Below are 16,194 nucleotides of genomic sequence, written 5' to 3' on the forward strand. Positions count from 1 at the left end.
TGTGGCGTTCGCATCGGTGATCGCAGGGGGTCTGACGCTGGGACACAGCACTCATGTAGCGCACGCGGACATAACTCCGATCACTCTTGGAAACAGCGTCATGTCCACGCTCGGGGGATGTCTGTTCCCCGACGTGCCGGCCATAATCTGGTGCACTCAGCAGGAAGTCCTCACCGAACACGCACCGCTGATGCTCGACCTCAACCCTGTCGGCACGGCAATAGTGGTGCTCGGAGCAGGACTGTACGACGATGGCACCATCCAACCTGTGCTGCGGGAACGGCTCGATGCGGCGCTTGCGCTGGCGCAGCGCTACCCTGCCTCGCAGATCATCACCAGCGGAGGTGTGCCTCGATCCGGGATCACCGAGGCCCGCGCCATGCGCACGTGGCTGATCGCGAACGGGGTTCCGCCGGAGCGCATTGTCGAAGAGAACACATCGACGTCCACCGTCGAGAACGCACGAAATACCGCTGCGATCCTCGCCCAGCGCGGCGCGCAGGGCGCTGTGGTCGTATCGAGCCCGAACCACGTCGAGCGTGCATTGATCGACTTCCGCAAGGCGATCTCCGGACGCTTTCCGGTGAGCGGCGTCGTCTCGGCCGGCTAGCAGACTCTCGATGCCGGCCGAGACTCGAGCGACCGGCACCGAACAGCTAGGACGCTTCGGCGACCACGGACGGCCCCGAGGCCCCTGCCGCATCTGCCCGCGTGAGGCAATCGACGACAAGTGCAGCGTGCAGGGACATCAGACCGGCGGAACTCAGTGGGTCCACGCCAGTGAGCTGTTCGATCCGCTTCAACCGGTAGTCCACGGTGTTCGGGTGGACGTAGAGCGACTTGGCGCTGGCCCGTCGATTCGCCTCGCTCGCAACAAAAGTCTTGAGGGTATGCATGAGCTCGGGGAACGCATCAAGGGGCGCGATGACCGATCGCAGCCGCGATCTACCCGGGCCCGGACGAGACAGCTGATACTCCAACGCCAAGTCGCCGGTGCGGTACAACCGCGGCTGCATGCGGAGCGAGCGTGCAAGGTCGACCAATTCTCGACAGTGCGCCACGGCATCCGCTATCGCGCCCGGCACAGCCCGAGCTGTCGCCGCGACCACGTTGACGCGCAATACCGAATTCAATTGCGCGATGCACTCTTCCACCGCATCGGATCGAACGCCCGGCACCAATATCGTTCCGCCACTGGTACTGAGCGACAGCAACGGACCGTGTGCGACAGTGTCCGATGTCAGCGCGAGTTCAGCGGCGGCGACCTTCGCGCTGTCGATCGTGCGACCGACAGACCGTTCGGCATCAGCTGCGTCTGCCACGAAGCGAAGGAACACGACGTCGTACTCGGCAGCGATGTCGATGCCGTGACGTTCCGCCACGGCACGTGCCTCGGGATCGTCGGAGACAAGCAGATCGACCAACCTGGACGCCTGATCGCCAGTCGTCCCCGATTCCTGCTTGCAATGCTCGATGTACGCCGACGACACCGTGTTACCCAGCAACTCGAGAACACGCATCATGAACACCGCGTTGCCGACGACATCGGCATCCTGCCCTCCCGACACACCGTCGATGCTGCCCCTCAGCACGGCGCTCACCGCCAGATGCACGGCGCGTTGCGCGTCACGAAGGGCGACGCCACCCCGGACGAGGTGATCCGACGAGCGCCGAACGGGATCGAGTTCAGCAGGGGTGGGTGGTTTGCCGGCGCGGACGCAGCGAGCAACGATCGCGCCGCAGTGCGCCTCCAGAACGGTCGTGGCGGCTGACGCCCCCCCGCTGGAGTGACCGGACCGAAGGGGTGGGCGATCCACCGCGTGATCGCTGGTGGTGCAGTGCGCGAACGAAGTGTCCAACCGCATGTCGAGCCGCCTTTCGTACCGCTGTGTGGTTCGTCACGTAACGGTAACCCACTTTGCGATCCAAGAGTATGCAAATGGGGCTACAAACATTCTTTGAGTTTGTTTCGATGGAGTCGCGGTTCCAACGAAAACCGGGCCGCCCAGCCCCTTCGGACAGACGACCCGGCATCGAGTGGAACTACAGGGTGGCTCCAGTTGCAGGATTTCTCAGCGACATGGAGAACACTCTGGGGATCTCGAACTCACCGGTTCTCGAACTCACCATTGATGACTTTGCCGACCGGTGCGTCGTCGCGCGCCTTCTTCGCCGCCTCACGCATCTCGATACCGTCGGAGACCCAGTCGCCGATCTCTCGAGTGACATCGCGAACCGCTCCTGCGATGATCACGGCGATCTTCCCGACGTGATTCGCAGCGGACTCCGTCAACTCCTGCACGGTGTCCTTGTTGCGCTCGAACTTGCCTACCACGACGACCACCCCTGATTCGGTATTCGATCCGATTGCACCGGCCACCTACGCAGCAACCTTCTTGCGCTCGACGATAACACCGACGGTCGGCTCGGAACCGGTCAGCGAATTCGGCAGGGCGAGCTTGAAGATCTTTCCCCACACCGAACCGATCTGCTTGAAGAATCCGCCGGTGTTGTACGGGAGACCGTACTTGTCGCACAACGCCTTCACCTCGGGAGCCAGTTCCGGGTAGCGGTGCGCGGGCAGGTCAGGGAACAGGTGATGTTCGATCTGGTGGGACAGGTTTCCGGACATGATGTGGAACAGCGGCGAACCTTCGATGTTGGCCGAGCCCAGCATCTGACGGACATACCACTCGCCGCGCGACTCGTCGGCAGTCTCCTCCTCGGTGAACGTCTGGACTCCAGTCGGAAAGTGTCCACAGAAGATGATCGAGTAGGTCCACAGGTTGCGGATCAGGTTCGCGCCGACGTTACCGACCAACGTGGTGACGAAGAACGGACCCGACAGCGCTGGGAAGATGACATAGTCCTTGAGCACCTGACGGCCGGCCTTGCGCCACATTCCCTGTAGCAGCGGCTTCACGTCGTGCCACTTGCGCTTGCCCTGGATGATGTTTTCCGATTCGAGGTCGTGCAGCATGACGCCCCACTCGAAGAACGTCATCAGCAGGAATGCGTAGACAGGGTTTCCGAGGTAGTACGGGTTCCACTTCTGTCCCTCGTCCATCCTCAGGATGCCGTAGCCGATATCGCGATCCTTGCCGACGATATTGGTGAAGGTGTGGTGCATGTAGTTGTGCGAGTGCTTCCACTGGTCGGCTGGGCAGACCGTGTCCCACTCGAATACCTCGGAATTGAAGCCAGGTTCGCGCATCCAGTCGTACTGGCCGTGCATGACGTTGTGCCCGATCTCCATGTTGTCGAGGATCTTCGACACACCGAGAGCTCCGACTCCAGCGAGCCAGACCGGCGGCAGGAATGGAAGGTACATCATTGCGCGACCGGCGATTTCGAATCCGCGCTGGGTCTTGACGATGTTGTAGATGTACTCACGATCGGTGTCGCCGAGCTTGGCGACGGTGCGTGCGCGCAGTTCGTCGAGTTCACGGCCGAGCTCTTGGACTTGCTCGTAGGACAGGACGGTCGGCGTGAGCGCCTCAGCCTTGGCCGAGGAGCCGAAGAACGGCAAAGATACTGCAGGTAAAGGAATTCCGAACATTGAAACACTCTCCGTTTCGATTGTCGAAAGGTTGTTCTCGGACGGGTTCGATCGGTGGGCCGAGCTGTCAGATCTCGATGGAGACATCACCGACGGGCACCGTGACACAGAGTTGAATCTTCTTGTGCGGCTCGCTGTCCTTCTCACCCGTCTTGACGTTCGTCGTGCATCCGGAGGTCTTCACCGACGTGCAGGTGAAACAAATCCCCATTCGACAGCCGTACGCGGGGGTCAATCCGGCGTCTTCCGCCTGTTCCAGCAGTGTCCGCCCGGAGTTGGACGCGACCACATCACTGTCGGAGAAGGTGACATCACCCGCAGCATCCTCCGCTACGACTGCCACCGGGGCCGCAAATTCCTCGAGGTGGAGGTTTTCACTCAGACCCAGATCCGCGTACACGTTCTTGACTCCGCGCATCAAACCCGGCGGGCCGCAGAGGTACGTCTCCGCGTCGGCGTACCACGGCGCTACGGCGTCCAGGTGCTCCGTGCCGAAGAATCCGTGCAGATCGCCACCCGACTGCTGATCGGTGTACGCCAGCACGATCCGAACGTTGTCGTTCTCGGCCGCGATGGCGTCGAGTTCGGCTCGGTACGACACGTCGTTCTCGGTGTACGCGTAGTGCAAGAAAGTCAGGGCGCCGCTGTACCCCTCGTCCAGCAGCGTCCTGAGCATCGAGAGCACCGGGGTGATGCCGCTTCCGCCGCTGATCAGCAGAACGCGGTCCGGCCTTGGTGTCGGAAGATGGAAGGTGCCGTCGGCCTGCGAGAGGCTGACCACGAGACCGACGTGAGCATTGCCGTGGAGGTACTGCGAGACAAGTCCCTCCGGATGAGCCTTGATCGTGAGCTCGATGCGTCCGTCGTCGCGATACTGCGAGCACGCGGGCGAGTAGCACCGGGTATGCCGGACGCCGTCGATGACGACTCCGACCTGCACGAACTGACCGGCTTCGAAACCCTGCCACTGGTGCGTCGGGCGAATGGTCAGTGTGACGGTATCCGCAGTGGAGCGGTGTACAGCAGTAACCTCACCGCGGAGGTCCCTGACTGTCGTCATCGGGTCGACCAGTTCGAGGTACCGATCGAGAGCATGCGGAGTGGCCATCGCCTCGAACAGTGACAACAGCGAGAACTTGCTTCGGCTTCTAGGGCGCCGAATCTTCTGCTGGACTGTCATGTCGCCTCCGTGTTCGTACGATTAGAAGGACTGATTCAGTGTACGGCTGTGCACTAGAATCCAGTGTGGCAGATCCACACCGGGAACTGTCAACGCCAATGTGATCGCACCGACAGGGAGTGAACATAAGTGATCGGCATCACATCAATAGGTAAGTCGAGGTCAGGACCGGAGGTGATCACACAATGGACGGCAATAAACTCGAACATGTGACAGAACCGGGCACCCGTGCCGAGCGCAAGGAACGGACGAGGCAGGCACTCATCGACGGCACTCTCGACCTGCTGCGTGACCGCTCGTTCGCAAGTGTCAGCCTGCGGGAAGTCACCCGGTCTGCAGGAATCGTCCCCACCGCGTTCTATCGCCACTTCGCGTCGATGGAAGACCTGGGCGTTGCGCTCGTCGAGGACTCGATGCGCATGTTGAGGCAGATGCTCCGGGACGCACGAAAGGACCCCACCACAAAGAACGCGACCGAATCGTTGCGCATCCTCGTGCGCCAGGTCAGGTTGCACGAGGACCAGTTCAGGTTTCTCGCGCGAGAACGCTACGGCGGAGTGACCGAGATTCGACGGGCGTTTGCAACCGAACTTCGCATGTTCGTCAGCGAACTCACCATCGATCTCTCTCGCATGCCCGGCCTCGAATCCTGGGACATCGCCGATCTGGAGATGGCTGCAGACCTCATCGTGTCCACGATGCTGACCGCTACGGTGGGCCTGCTGGAAATCGATCGACCCAACAGTGCGAAAGAACGTGAACTCCTGCGCCGAACCGAACATCAAGTACGGCTCATCGTGCTCGGCATGGGAGGGTGGAAGCGGAACCACGGCTGAGAGGACTCGTCCATGACAGCAACCGCCACCACCGTGACCGTCGACGATCTGGTGTTCGACGTGTCCCTGGACGGACCTGACAACGGCGTCCCGGTCGTTCTTCTTCACGGGTTTCCGCAGACCTCGGCATGCTGGGACCGCGTCGTGCCACGTCTTACCGCTGCCGGCGTCCGCACTATCGCACCTGACCAGCGCGGCTACTCCCCCGGCGCACGACCCATCGGGACCGACGCCTACCGGTCCTCTCATCTGGTCGACGACGTCCTCGCGATCATCGAGGCATTCGACCTCGAATCTGCGCATGTCGTCGGGCACGATTGGGGTGCGGCCGTTGCCTGGCAATTGGCCGCCACGCATCCTGAGCAGGTCCGTACGCTCACGGCGGTGTCGATACCGCACACCGCCGCATTCGGTTGGGCCATCCGAGAAGACGCGGACCAACAGCAGCGGTCGTCGTACATCGGACTGCTTCGGCAAGAAGGCAAAGCCGAACAACTTCTACTCGAGAACGATGCGCAGAGGCTACGGGCAATGTTCTCCGACGACAGTCCGGACGACAGATACGTGAAGCACCTCGCCGAGCCGGGTGCGCTCACGGCCGCTCTCGAGTGGTACCGGGCGATGACGAGCGAGTTCGGACGGTTGGGTCCGGTGAAAGTTCCGACGACTTACGTCTGGAGCAATCAGGACTCGGCCGTCGGCCGCGCAGGCGCCGAACGCTGCGGCGAGTTCGTGGATGCGGAGTACAAGTTCGTCGAGCTCGACGGTGTGTCGCATTGGGTACCGGAGGAGGCGCCGGACCGCCTGGCCACGGAGATCCTCGCGCGGATAAAAGACCTGAGCGTCGGTTCTGTCAGACCTTGTCCGGTGACTTGACCGCCAGAAGCGCGCCCAGTCCGACGACCAGAACCACCAGCAAGCCACCGATGCCGGCGCGGTCGGCGTCGAACATCCATACGAATAGTCCGAACAGCGTCGGCGCGATGAAGGACACTGCCCGGCCCGTTGTCGCGTACAGGCCGAAGAACTGTCCTTCCCGCCCCGGCGGAGCCAACCGCGCCAGGTACGTCCGGGAGGACGATTGCGCTGGGCCGACGAAGAGGCAGAGAATCAGCCCGAACACCCAGAACATCAACGGACCTGACACGAACAGAAGCACGAGGCCCGCGAGGATCATCGCCGTCAGCGAGAACACGATGACCGCCTTCGGTCCCACTCGATCGTCGAACCGACCCGCCGTGATCGCGCCCAGTCCGGCGGCGACGTTCGCAGCGACGCCGAACAGCAGCACGTCGGCGGTCCCGATGCCGTACACGCTCACGGCGAGTACCGCACCGAACGTGAACACCCCTGCGAGACCGTCGCGGAACAACGCACTGGCAGCCAGGAAGTAGACGCTGCGCCTGTCGGCTGTCCAGAGTTCGCGAAGGTCGCGGAACAATACCTTGTACGACTCGAGCATTCCGGCTTTGGCTGCACCGGGATCGGCCGTCGTAGCGGGCAACTCGGGGACAGTGAGCAGCACCGGGATGGCAGACACGGCAAACCACACCGCCGCAAGGAGCGCGACAACACGGATGTTGAGCCCGCCGTCCGTCGTCAGACCGAACAGTCCGCGCGTGTCTCCGTCTCCGACGATGAAGCCGAAGTAGCACATCAACAGCAGGACGATTCCGCCGAAATAGCCCATCGACCAACCGAATCCGGAAACGCGGCCGATGTTCTCCGGAGTCGACACCTGCCTGAGCATCGCGTTGTACGGGATGCTGGCCAACTCGAACAGAATCGATCCTGCAGCCAGCAGCACAAGCCCCAGCCACAGGTAGTGGTAGTCGTCTTTGACAAAGAAGAGACCGGACATGCTCAGGACCGTCAAGCCGGTGAGGAGTGCGAGCGAGCGCTTCCTCTTGCCTCGGGCGTCGAAGCGTTGGCCGGACACCGGCGCCAGTACCGCGATCACGACGCCCGCAAATCCGACCGACCAACTGAACCACGACGTTGCCGAGATCGACCCGGGAAGATCGTCGCCGACGGCATCTGTGAGGTACACCGAGAACACGAAGGTGAGGATGACCGCGTTGAACGCGGCGGATCCCCAATCCCATATCCCCCAGGCGAATACCTGTTTACGCGCAGTCGCAACGCCGACGACGGCATTCTCGGCCCGAGTGTCCATGACGGGAAGCCTAGGCGAGTCGGGCTCTGTGGACCCGCTACTCAGGTATCAGGTCCCGGGCTATGCACTCTGTTGCATAGTCACCTCGTTGCATACATACTGGTTCGCGTGGCACTCGAACACGCGATACTCGTCTCCCTCACCGAACTGTCCGGCTCGGGGTACGAACTCGCGAACAGATTCGACAAATCCATCGGCTTCTTCTGGAGCGCCACGCACCAACAGATCTATCGAGTGCTGACGCGGATGGATGCGGCGGGATGGATCGTCGGCACTGCGGTCGTTCAAGAGGGCCGTCCGGACAAGAAGGTCTACTCGGTCAGTGAGGCCGGACGAAGCGAACTCGACCGGTGGATTGCCGAACCGACCGAACCGAGTACGTTGCGCGAAGAACTGGCCGTGAAGATCCGCGGCGCCGCCAACGGTGACATCGCCGCGCTGACGGCCGAGGTCAGGCGCCACAGGTCGGTCCACGTCGAACGGCTCGAGCTGTACCGACTCATCGAAAAGCATGATTTCCCCTCCCCTGCCGACCTCACCGGAACCGCGTTGCACCAATACCTCGTGCTTCGCGGTGGAATCCGAGTCGAGGAAGGCTTCGCCGAATGGTGCGACGAGATCTTGGAGAAACTGTGACCACATCGAATAGATATCCGAACCTGCTCTCGCCGCTGAACGTCGGCAGAACATCGTTGAAGAATCGCGTGATCATGGGCTCGATCCACACCGGACTCGAGGACCGAGCCCGGGACACCGGCCGGTTGGCGGAGTATTTCGCCGAACGGGCGCGCGGCGGGGTCGCGCTCATCGTGACCGGCGGATACGCGCCCAACCGAACGGGCTGGCTGCTTCCGTTCGGCGCGAAGCTGACCAATCGTCTCGAAGCGCGTCGACATCGCACGATCACCGACGCCGTTCATCGCGAAGGTGGCAAGATCGCGCTGCAGATCCTGCACGCCGGCCGGTACTCGTACCAACCGTTCAGTGTGTCGGCGTCGTCGATCAAGGCTCCTATCAATCCTTTTCGTCCGCGACGGCTCACCTCACGTGGGGTGCGTTGGCAGATCCGCAACTACGTGCGCTGCGCCCGACTGGCACAGTCAGCTGGATACGACGGCGTCGAAATCATGGGCGGTGAAGGCTATTTCATCAATCAATTTCTCTCCGAACGCACCAATCACCGACGCGACGAATGGGGTGGAAGTCCTTCGAACAGGCGTCGAATTGCTGTGGAGATCTCACAGCAGATACGCGAAGCCGTCGGACAGGACTTCTTGATCGTATTCCGACTGTCGATGGCCGATCTGGTGGAGGGCGGTCAGAGCTGGGACGACATCGTCGCTCTTGCACAGGAATTGGAACGCGTCGGCGTCGACATCATCAATACCGACATCGGCTGGCACGAGTCGAGAGTGCCGACCATCGTGACTTCGGTACCCCGTGCTGCCTTCGCCGACATCACCGGAAAACTCGACAAACACGTCTCCATACCCGTCGCGGCATCGAACCGAATCAACATGCCCGACATCGCCGAGGACATTCTTGCCCGTGGCGACGCGCAACTGATCTGCATGGCGAGACCGATGCTCGCCGATCCGTTCTGGGTGCGCAAAGCCGAGGCCGACGCCGCGGACAGCATCAACACCTGCATCGCGTGCAATCAGGCATGCCTGGATCACGCGTTCGTGCACAAGACCGTCTCGTGTTTGGTCAACCCACGAGCCGGACGCGAGATCGAACTGCAGCTGCTTCCCGCTCGTCGGGCCAAGAAGGTGGCCGTCGTCGGCGGTGGGCCCGCCGGACTGTCCGCCGCCTTGGAGTCGGCCCGACGCGGACACGCAGTCAGCCTCTTCGAAGCACGGCCCGCTCTGGGCGGTCAATTCGGCATTGCACAGCGAATTCCAGGCAAGGAGGAGTTCGCCGAGACCATCCGATACTTCACCACCGCGCTGAAAGACGCCGACGTCGCAGTACATCTCGGTCATCGAGTGACCGCAACCGAACTGCGCGACGGCGATTTCGACGAGGTCGTCATAGCCACCGGAGTCGTCCCTCGAATTCCGTCGATACCGGGCATCGATCACCCGTCGGTGTTGTCCTACGCCGAGGTGGTCGAGGACGGTAGGCACGTGGGTGACCGGGTCGCGGTGATAGGCGCAGGCGGCATCGGCGTCGACATCTCCGAATTCCTCACCACCGACGCGTCCCCCACCCTGGATCTGAAGGAGTGGAAGCAGGAATGGGGCGTCACCGAACCCGAAGCCGCGCCCGGCGCACTCACGACCCCGGTCCCCGCACCCTCACCGCGTGAGGTCTTCCTGCTACAACGCAAGAAGGGCAGAATCGGCGCCGGCCTCGCAAAGACCACCGGCTGGGTACATCGCGCAGCGCTGAAAGCAAAAGGCGTGCACGAGCTGTCCGGGGTCAACTACGAGCGGATCGACGATGACGGCCTTCACATCACCTTCGGAGACAAGCACGAGCGGCCACGGACACTGGAGGTCGACACGATCGTCGTCTGCGCCGGGCAGGAATCGGTCAGAGACTTGGTCGACGACCTGAAGGCCTCGGGGACCGCAACTCATGTGATCGGCGGCGCCGAGCTGGCGTCGGAGCTCGATGCCAAGCGAGCGATCGAACAGGGAACCACTCTAGCGGCCCGCATCTGATCCCATCAACTACCCTGTCTCACCGTGAGCCTGCCGAGTCCTGCACCCGAAGCCCGTGCCGTCGTCACCGGAGCCTCCTCCGGCATCGGAGAGGCGTTGGCCACCGAACTTGCCGCACGCGGCCATTCGCTGATCATCGTCGCCCGTAGAGGTGAGTTGCTCGAAGCGCTTGCGAAGAAGCTCGAGGCCGACCACGGAGTGACCGTCGAAATCCGAGTTCTCGACCTTTCGGACCGGGACGCGCGCGCACCGTTCGCCGACGAGCTCGCCGGCCGCGAGATCAGCATCCTGTGCAACAACGCCGGAATCGCGACGTTCGGACCGGTGTCGGGGCTCGACCCCGCCTACGAACGCGACCAGGTCGAACTCAATGCGGTTGCCGTGCACGACCTGACTCTCGCGGTGATCCCGGGGATGATTGCGCGCGGCAGTGGGGGCATTCTCATCACCGGTTCCGCAGCAGGCAACATGGCCATCCCCAACAACGCGACGTACGCAGCGACGAAGGCATTCGTCAACACGTTCTCGGAGTCGCTGCGGCTGGAATTGAAGGACAGCGGCGTCCACGTCACTCTGCTCGCGCCCGGTCCGGTACGCACCGAGACGCCCGATCCGGCCGACGCGTCGATCGTCGACAAGCTCGTTCCCGATTTCCTGTGGATCGACAGCGCCTACACAGCGAAGCTGTCACTCGACTCGCTTGCCAAGAACAAGATGCGAGTCGTTCCCGGGTTGCTGAGCAAGGGCATGTCCATCGCCGGTCAGTACAGCCCGCGTGCGATCTCGGCACCCATCGTGGGCAGCTTCTACAAGAAGCTGGGCGGCTAGCGGATTCACCGCTTGCGGCGACGCCCGGTACCGAAGATGCTGCGTGAGATCTCCCGTCCTGCAGCGGAAGCCGCAGATCGCAGAAAACTCTTGACCGCCGGATTGTCCATGATCCGTTCGGCAGCGGACGGACCCTCCGGCGCCGGTGGAGGCAAGTCGGGTAAATCCGTCGGCAACGGCGGGTAGTCGAACTTCTCGGCGGGAACGGGGGCGTCCGCGACCCGAGCCTGCAGTCTCTCGTACGCCGACTCACGGTCGATCGTCTCGCGGTACTGTGCGCTCAGGGGGCTCGCCGCCGCGGCAGCGGCGATGGCATCGTTGCCGATGGTGTCCATCAGCGAGCGAGGCGGACGGATCTTGGTCCATGCCACCGGCGTCGGTGCACCCTTCTCGGACAAGACCGTCACGATGGCCTCGCCGGTTCCCAGGGAGGTCAGGGCCTTCTCCAGGTCGTACGCCTTCGTCTTCGGATAGGTACGGACGGTCTTGTTCAGCGCCTTCTGATCGTCCGGTGTGAACGCGCGCAGAGCGTGTTGGATCCGCGCGCCGAGTTGGGAGAGGACTTCGTTGGGCACATCGGTCGGGAGCTGCGTGCAGAAGAAGACACCGACGCCTTTGGATCGGATCAGCTTCACGGTCTGCTCGACCTGCTGCAGGAAGGCCTTCGACGCATCCGCGAACAACAGGTGGGCCTCGTCGAAGATGAAGACGAGTTTGGGTTTGTCGACATCGCCTACCTCGGGGAGCGTTTGGAACATATCGGCGAGAACCCACATCAGGAACGTCGAGAACATCACTGGTCGCGCCGCATGCGCTCCGAGTTCGAACAGCGTGATGACGCCCTTGCCGTCGGCACCGACGCGCAGGAGATCCTCGGTCGCGAGCTCGGGCTCGCCGAAGAAGGTGTCCCCGCCGTCTGCTTCGAGATTGACCAGCGCACGCAGAATGACACCTGCTGTCGCCGACGAGACGCCGCCGATGCCTTTCAGGTCCGCTTTGCCCTCGTCGCTCGTCAGATGTGTGATGACGGCGCGAAGGTCCTTGAGGTCCAGCAGCGCGAGCCCCTGCTTGTCCGCCCAGTGAAAGATCAGACCGAGCGTCGACTCCTGAGTGTTGTTCAGCCCCAACACCTTACTCAGCAGGATGGGCCCGAACGCCGTGATGGTCGCGCGCACCGGTATGCCGATTCCTTCGGTGCCGAGGGAGAGGAACTCGACGGGATATCCAGTCGGTACCCAATCCGACGCGCCGGTGTCCACTGCGCGAGCGCGGATCTTCTCGTTGTCTTCACCCGGCGCCGACAGCCCGGACAGGTCACCCTTCACATCGGCCATGACGACCGGTACGCCCGCTGCGGACAACTGCTCCGCGATGCCCTGCAGCGTCTTCGTCTTGCCGGTACCGGTGGCTCCGGCGACGAGTCCATGCCGATTGAGCGTGGCAAGGGGAATGCGTATCTTCGCGCCCGGATCAGTCGTCCCGTCGAGGACGACTGTGCCGAGTTCGAGTGCCGCTCCTTCCGATGCGTAGCCGGCAGCGATCTCGCCTGCGACGGTGCTCGTTGCGGTGTTGGTGGGAACTTCTGTGACGGCGGGTTCTACGGCGGCGGCCGATTCTGCAGCTGCAGCTTCCTTCTCGGCGGCTTCGGCAGCGGCCAATGCTTCTGCGGCGACCCGAGCGGCTTCGACGGCGGCAGCCTTGGCCACCTTCGCTTTCTCGGCAGGGGACAATTCGACGCCTGTGGATGGAACCGATACATCTGGGGTGAAATTCTCCGATGCCGGATCAACCGTCATGTCCGCATGCTCCTTCTCGGTTCGCTCACAGTGGATCGCCACCGCAAACCTTAGCGGTGAGCATGCTCGCACTAGTGTGTGTCTCGTGCAGGACAAACTTGTGTGGATAGATTGCGAAATGACCGGCTTGGATTTGTCGAAGGACAAACTCATCGAAATCGCGGCGCTCGTCACCGACAGTGAGCTCGAAATCCTCGGTGAGGGCGTGGACATCGTCATTCATGCCGACGACGACGCTCTCGCCGGAATGCCCGACGTCGTGAAGAAGATGCATGCCAAGTCCGGATTGACCGAGGAGGTGCGCGCATCCACGGTGAGTTTGGAAGAAGCTCAGCAGCAGGTACTGGCGTACATCCGTGAGCATGTGCCGGTCGCGGGGACCGTTCCGCTTGCAGGCAACTCCATCGCCACCGATCGCGGTTTCATCTCGCGCGACATGGTCGAGCTGGACACCTACCTGCACTACCGCATGATCGACGTCAGCTCGATCAAGGAGCTCTCACGTCGGTGGTACCCGAGGATCTACTTCGGTCAGCCGGCGAAGGGTCTCGCGCACCGCGCGTTGGCAGACATCAAGGAGTCGATCAAGGAGCTGCAGTACTACCGCCAGACCGTCTTCGTGGCCCCTCCAGGCCCGTCGACCAGCGAGATCGCGGCCGTCGTCGAAGGTCTCGACACGCCAACCTGAGGGCGATTCGCAACTGGAGAATCGAACCGCTAGTATTATCTCCGCTGCTGATACAGAGCCCGAAAGGGCGAAGTGGATGCAGTTATGGTGGGTGTAGTTCAGCTGGTAGAGCACCAGGTTGTGATCCTGGGTGTCGCGGGTTCGAGTCCCGTCACTCACCCCATAGAAGCAAGAAAGCCGGTCTCCACACGGAGGCCGGCTTTTTTGTGTCCTCAGTCGGTATTGCCCCCCAGAAGACAACTACCCGCACACGGGTGGGAAAGGCGCACAACGAATTACGTTGTTGTAATTCAACTTTCGAGTTTCCTATGGGGTTCATGTGACGTACGGTTACAAATGGCACTTTTGGGGAAGAAAAGTACCAACGTTAAAGCTGTGAACGTTCAGCGTTGATTCAACGCGCCCCGAAACGCGCCACCGGTACGAAGCCCACATGGGATACATCCGTCGGGCAGAGACGAGGAGGCACTAGACGTGGGTCGAAGAGTTCACAGGGTTATTGCGGGTTCGGTGTTGTCGGCGGCGTTGTGCATCGGTGCCACGGGTCTGATCAACCCGGCTGTTGCAGCAGCGCAGCCGACCATCGACCTGCCCGAGGTCCCGATACCGCAGCCTGACGCGCAACAGCGGTCAGCAATCCTCGCCGCCGTTCTGGACGCCACAGGCGCACTCATCAGCGAAGTCGCCGGCGTAATTCTCGATTCCGACTTCAGCCCCGCTCCGAGCGAGGACACCACTGCGGACGAGCCGGAGATCACGGCCGCTCCCCCAGCAGTCGGACTCGGCGGCTCGATTTTGCCGCTACCGGCGCGCAGCTACGAAATCTCATCCGGATACGGCGGCCGCAACAACCCCACCGGCAACGGCGGCCAGTTCCACCAGGGCGTCGACTTCGCCGCACCGTCGGGAACCCCGATCTACGCCGTCACCGGAGGAACCGTCGAGCAGGCAGGCGACGCAGGCGATGGCTACGGCAATCTCGTACGCGTCAAGAGCGGCAACACGGTGACGTACTACGGGCACCAGTCGAGCATCGGCGTCGAGGTCGGCGACACGGTGGAGGCGGGAGACCAGATCGGAACTGTCGGCAGCACCGGCAACTCGACGGGGCCACACCTCCACCTCGAAGTCAGGAACAACGGCTCCAGCGTCGAACCCGTCGCCTATCTGAAGACGCTCGGGATCGATCCCGCACGGTATGCGAAGGACGACGACCGCTAGCGTCTACACCGATGTGGCGTTGCCCGCCTTCCATTCCTCCCACGGAATGTTCCAGTCGCCGAGCCCATCGGTGCCGGACAGGGTGCCGCCCACGGTGTTCTTCACGACGACAATGTCGCCGCGCTTGGTGTTGTCGTAGACCCACTTCGCGTTCGACGGGCTGAGATTGAGGCAGCCGTGGCTCGCGTTCGAGTAGCCCTGCTGCCCGACCGACCACGGCGCCGAGTGGAAGAAGATACCGCTGTAGGACATCCGAGTGGCCCAGTCGACGGGCGTGCGGTATCCGCTTGCCGAGTTCACCGGCACGCCGTACGTCGACGAATCCATCACGAGGTGCTCGAAGCGGTCGCCGATGATGTAGACACCGTTGTCCGTCGGCGTGCTGTCCTTGCCCATCGACGTCGGCATGGTGATGACGTCTTGTCCGTTGACGCTGAAGGTGACCTGCTTGGTGTTGTCGTCGGCGGTCGCAACGACGGCGTCGCCGATAGTGAACGACGTCGTCGCGTTCTCCTGACCGAAAATGCCGCCACCGAGATCGCGGCCGTACACGTTGACTGCGACGTCCACGCGCGTGCCCGACGCCCAGTAGTTCTGCGGGCGCCATCGAACCTCGCGGTCGTTGACCCAGTAGAACGCGCCCTCGACGGCGGGCGTGGTGGTCACCTGAATCGCGTTCTGCGCCGCGATCTTGTCGGTGATGGTCTCGTCGAATTGGACCGCAACCGGCTGGCCGATTCCGACGACGTCGCCTTCGTACGGCAGTACGTACGGCTTGGTGAAGTTGCCCGGCTGACTCGTGGTGAAGCTGCTGACGGTACTGCTCGACCCACCGAGACCATAGGCGTCGGCCTGCACGCGGTACTGCCGGTTGTACCCGAGCGGTTCGGTATTGGTCCAGCTCATGCCGTCCGGAGAGATTGCCCCGGCTACCGGGACACCCTCTGGGTTCAGCATGGTCACGTTCGCCAACTTGCCGTCGGCGACGGTGACGGTCACCGGATCGGCGGGTGAGAATCCCACGGCTCCGTCGGCGACGGTGGAGGACAGCTTGGGCTTGAGGAGTTCAGCGATCGGGTTCGAGTCGATGGGGGCAGCAGTGGTTGCGCTGTCCGCCGACGACGTGCATCCGGACAGGGCGACCGTTGCCGCCACTGTCACCACCGCGGCCAATACGACTCCGCGCGAGATCCTCATGAACACTCCACTTCCAGACCGACCGATTCCGAGCGTCTACCCGG

15 protein-coding genes and 1 tRNA gene are annotated in these 16,194 nt (G+C 62.6%); 9 read left to right on the top strand and 7 right to left on the bottom strand.

Annotation, left to right across the window (positions count from 1 at the left end):
- Nucleotide 1: 1 nt before the first annotated feature.
- Entirely contained in the window at nucleotides 2–610 is a 609-nt protein-coding gene (locus tag ACODSO_RS03275) for a YdcF family protein (protein WP_489034993.1), read from the top strand.
- A gap of 46 nt (nucleotides 611–656) precedes the next feature.
- Here ACODSO_RS03275 and ACODSO_RS03280 read toward each other — a convergent pair whose 3' ends face one another.
- From ACODSO_RS03280 to ACODSO_RS03295, 4 genes are all read right to left on the bottom strand, one after another.
- Nucleotides 657–1,865, bottom strand: a complete 1,209-nt coding sequence (locus ACODSO_RS03280) for a PucR family transcriptional regulator (protein ID WP_489034995.1) — start codon at nucleotides 1,863–1,865, stop codon at nucleotides 657–659.
- 242 nt (nucleotides 1,866–2,107) lie between these two features.
- Complete coding sequence (locus tag ACODSO_RS03285; protein WP_068378511.1) at nucleotides 2,108–2,335, bottom strand: hypothetical protein; 228 nt, start codon at nucleotides 2,333–2,335, stop codon at nucleotides 2,108–2,110.
- Between the two features lie 45 nt (nucleotides 2,336–2,380).
- Nucleotides 2,381–3,559: a fatty acid desaturase family protein gene (locus ACODSO_RS03290; protein WP_068378483.1), complete on the bottom strand. Its 1,179-nt coding sequence runs from the start codon at nucleotides 3,557–3,559 to the stop codon at nucleotides 2,381–2,383.
- 67 nt (nucleotides 3,560–3,626) lie between these two features.
- Nucleotides 3,627–4,739 carry a ferredoxin reductase gene (locus ACODSO_RS03295; RefSeq protein ID WP_489034997.1) on the bottom strand — a complete coding sequence of 371 codons (1,113 nt, stop codon included), beginning with the start codon at nucleotides 4,737–4,739 and terminating at the stop codon, nucleotides 3,627–3,629.
- A 185-nt stretch (nucleotides 4,740–4,924) separates the two neighbouring features.
- On the opposite strand from ACODSO_RS03295, the gene ACODSO_RS03300 reads away from it, so the two are divergent.
- Nucleotides 4,925–5,575 carry a TetR family transcriptional regulator gene (locus ACODSO_RS03300; RefSeq protein ID WP_231912666.1) on the top strand — a complete coding sequence of 217 codons (651 nt, stop codon included), beginning with the start codon at nucleotides 4,925–4,927 and terminating at the stop codon, nucleotides 5,573–5,575.
- Nucleotides 5,576–5,587: 12 nt separating this feature from the next.
- Nucleotides 5,588–6,451 (top strand): alpha/beta fold hydrolase, encoded by an 864-nt coding sequence (locus ACODSO_RS03305; protein ID WP_489034999.1) that lies wholly within the window; start codon nucleotides 5,588–5,590, stop codon nucleotides 6,449–6,451.
- On the opposite strand, the gene ACODSO_RS03310 is transcribed toward ACODSO_RS03305, so the two are convergent.
- Entirely contained in the window at nucleotides 6,429–7,751 is a 1,323-nt protein-coding gene (locus ACODSO_RS03310) for an MFS transporter (protein ID WP_489035001.1), read from the bottom strand. The two genes, ACODSO_RS03305 and ACODSO_RS03310, sit on opposite strands and share 23 nt — an antisense overlap.
- A gap of 108 nt (nucleotides 7,752–7,859) precedes the next feature.
- Between ACODSO_RS03310 and ACODSO_RS03315 the strand changes: the two genes are divergently transcribed.
- From ACODSO_RS03315 to cmrA, 3 genes are read left to right on the top strand one after another with little or no spacing between them, the layout of a single operon-like run.
- Nucleotides 7,860–8,387 carry a PadR family transcriptional regulator gene (locus tag ACODSO_RS03315; protein WP_489035003.1) on the top strand — a complete coding sequence of 176 codons (528 nt, stop codon included), beginning with the start codon at nucleotides 7,860–7,862 and terminating at the stop codon, nucleotides 8,385–8,387.
- Nucleotides 8,384–10,420, top strand: coding sequence for an oxidoreductase (locus ACODSO_RS03320; RefSeq protein ID WP_489035005.1), 2,037 nt, complete (start codon nucleotides 8,384–8,386; stop codon nucleotides 10,418–10,420). The genes ACODSO_RS03315 and ACODSO_RS03320 overlap by 4 nt, the downstream gene beginning before the upstream one ends.
- A 24-nt stretch (nucleotides 10,421–10,444) precedes the next feature.
- Nucleotides 10,445–11,248, top strand: a complete 804-nt coding sequence (gene cmrA, locus ACODSO_RS03325; protein WP_068378471.1) for a mycolate reductase — start codon at nucleotides 10,445–10,447, stop codon at nucleotides 11,246–11,248.
- Nucleotides 11,249–11,253: 5 nt separating this feature from the next.
- Here the strand turns inward: cmrA and ACODSO_RS03330 are convergent, their stop codons facing one another.
- Entirely contained in the window at nucleotides 11,254–13,044 is a 1,791-nt protein-coding gene (locus ACODSO_RS03330) for a helicase HerA-like domain-containing protein (protein WP_489035007.1), read from the bottom strand.
- Nucleotides 13,045–13,129: 85 nt separating this feature from the next.
- On the opposite strand from ACODSO_RS03330, the gene orn reads away from it, so the two are divergent.
- From orn to ACODSO_RS03345, 3 genes are all read left to right on the top strand, one after another.
- Nucleotides 13,130–13,732 (top strand): oligoribonuclease, encoded by a 603-nt coding sequence (gene orn, locus ACODSO_RS03335; RefSeq protein ID WP_338891077.1) that lies wholly within the window; start codon nucleotides 13,130–13,132, stop codon nucleotides 13,730–13,732.
- 87 nt (nucleotides 13,733–13,819) lie between these two features.
- Nucleotides 13,820–13,895, top strand: a tRNA-His gene (locus ACODSO_RS03340).
- Between the two features lie 311 nt (nucleotides 13,896–14,206).
- Nucleotides 14,207–14,953: a M23 family metallopeptidase gene (locus ACODSO_RS03345; protein ID WP_489035009.1), complete on the top strand. Its 747-nt coding sequence runs from the start codon at nucleotides 14,207–14,209 to the stop codon at nucleotides 14,951–14,953.
- A gap of 3 nt (nucleotides 14,954–14,956) precedes the next feature.
- Here ACODSO_RS03345 and ACODSO_RS03350 read toward each other — a convergent pair whose 3' ends face one another.
- Nucleotides 14,957–16,150, bottom strand: a complete 1,194-nt coding sequence (locus ACODSO_RS03350; protein ID WP_489035011.1) for a L,D-transpeptidase — start codon at nucleotides 16,148–16,150, stop codon at nucleotides 14,957–14,959.
- Nucleotides 16,151–16,194 lie beyond the last annotated feature (44 nt).

The organism is Rhodococcus sp. FG69 (genome assembly GCF_057808915.1).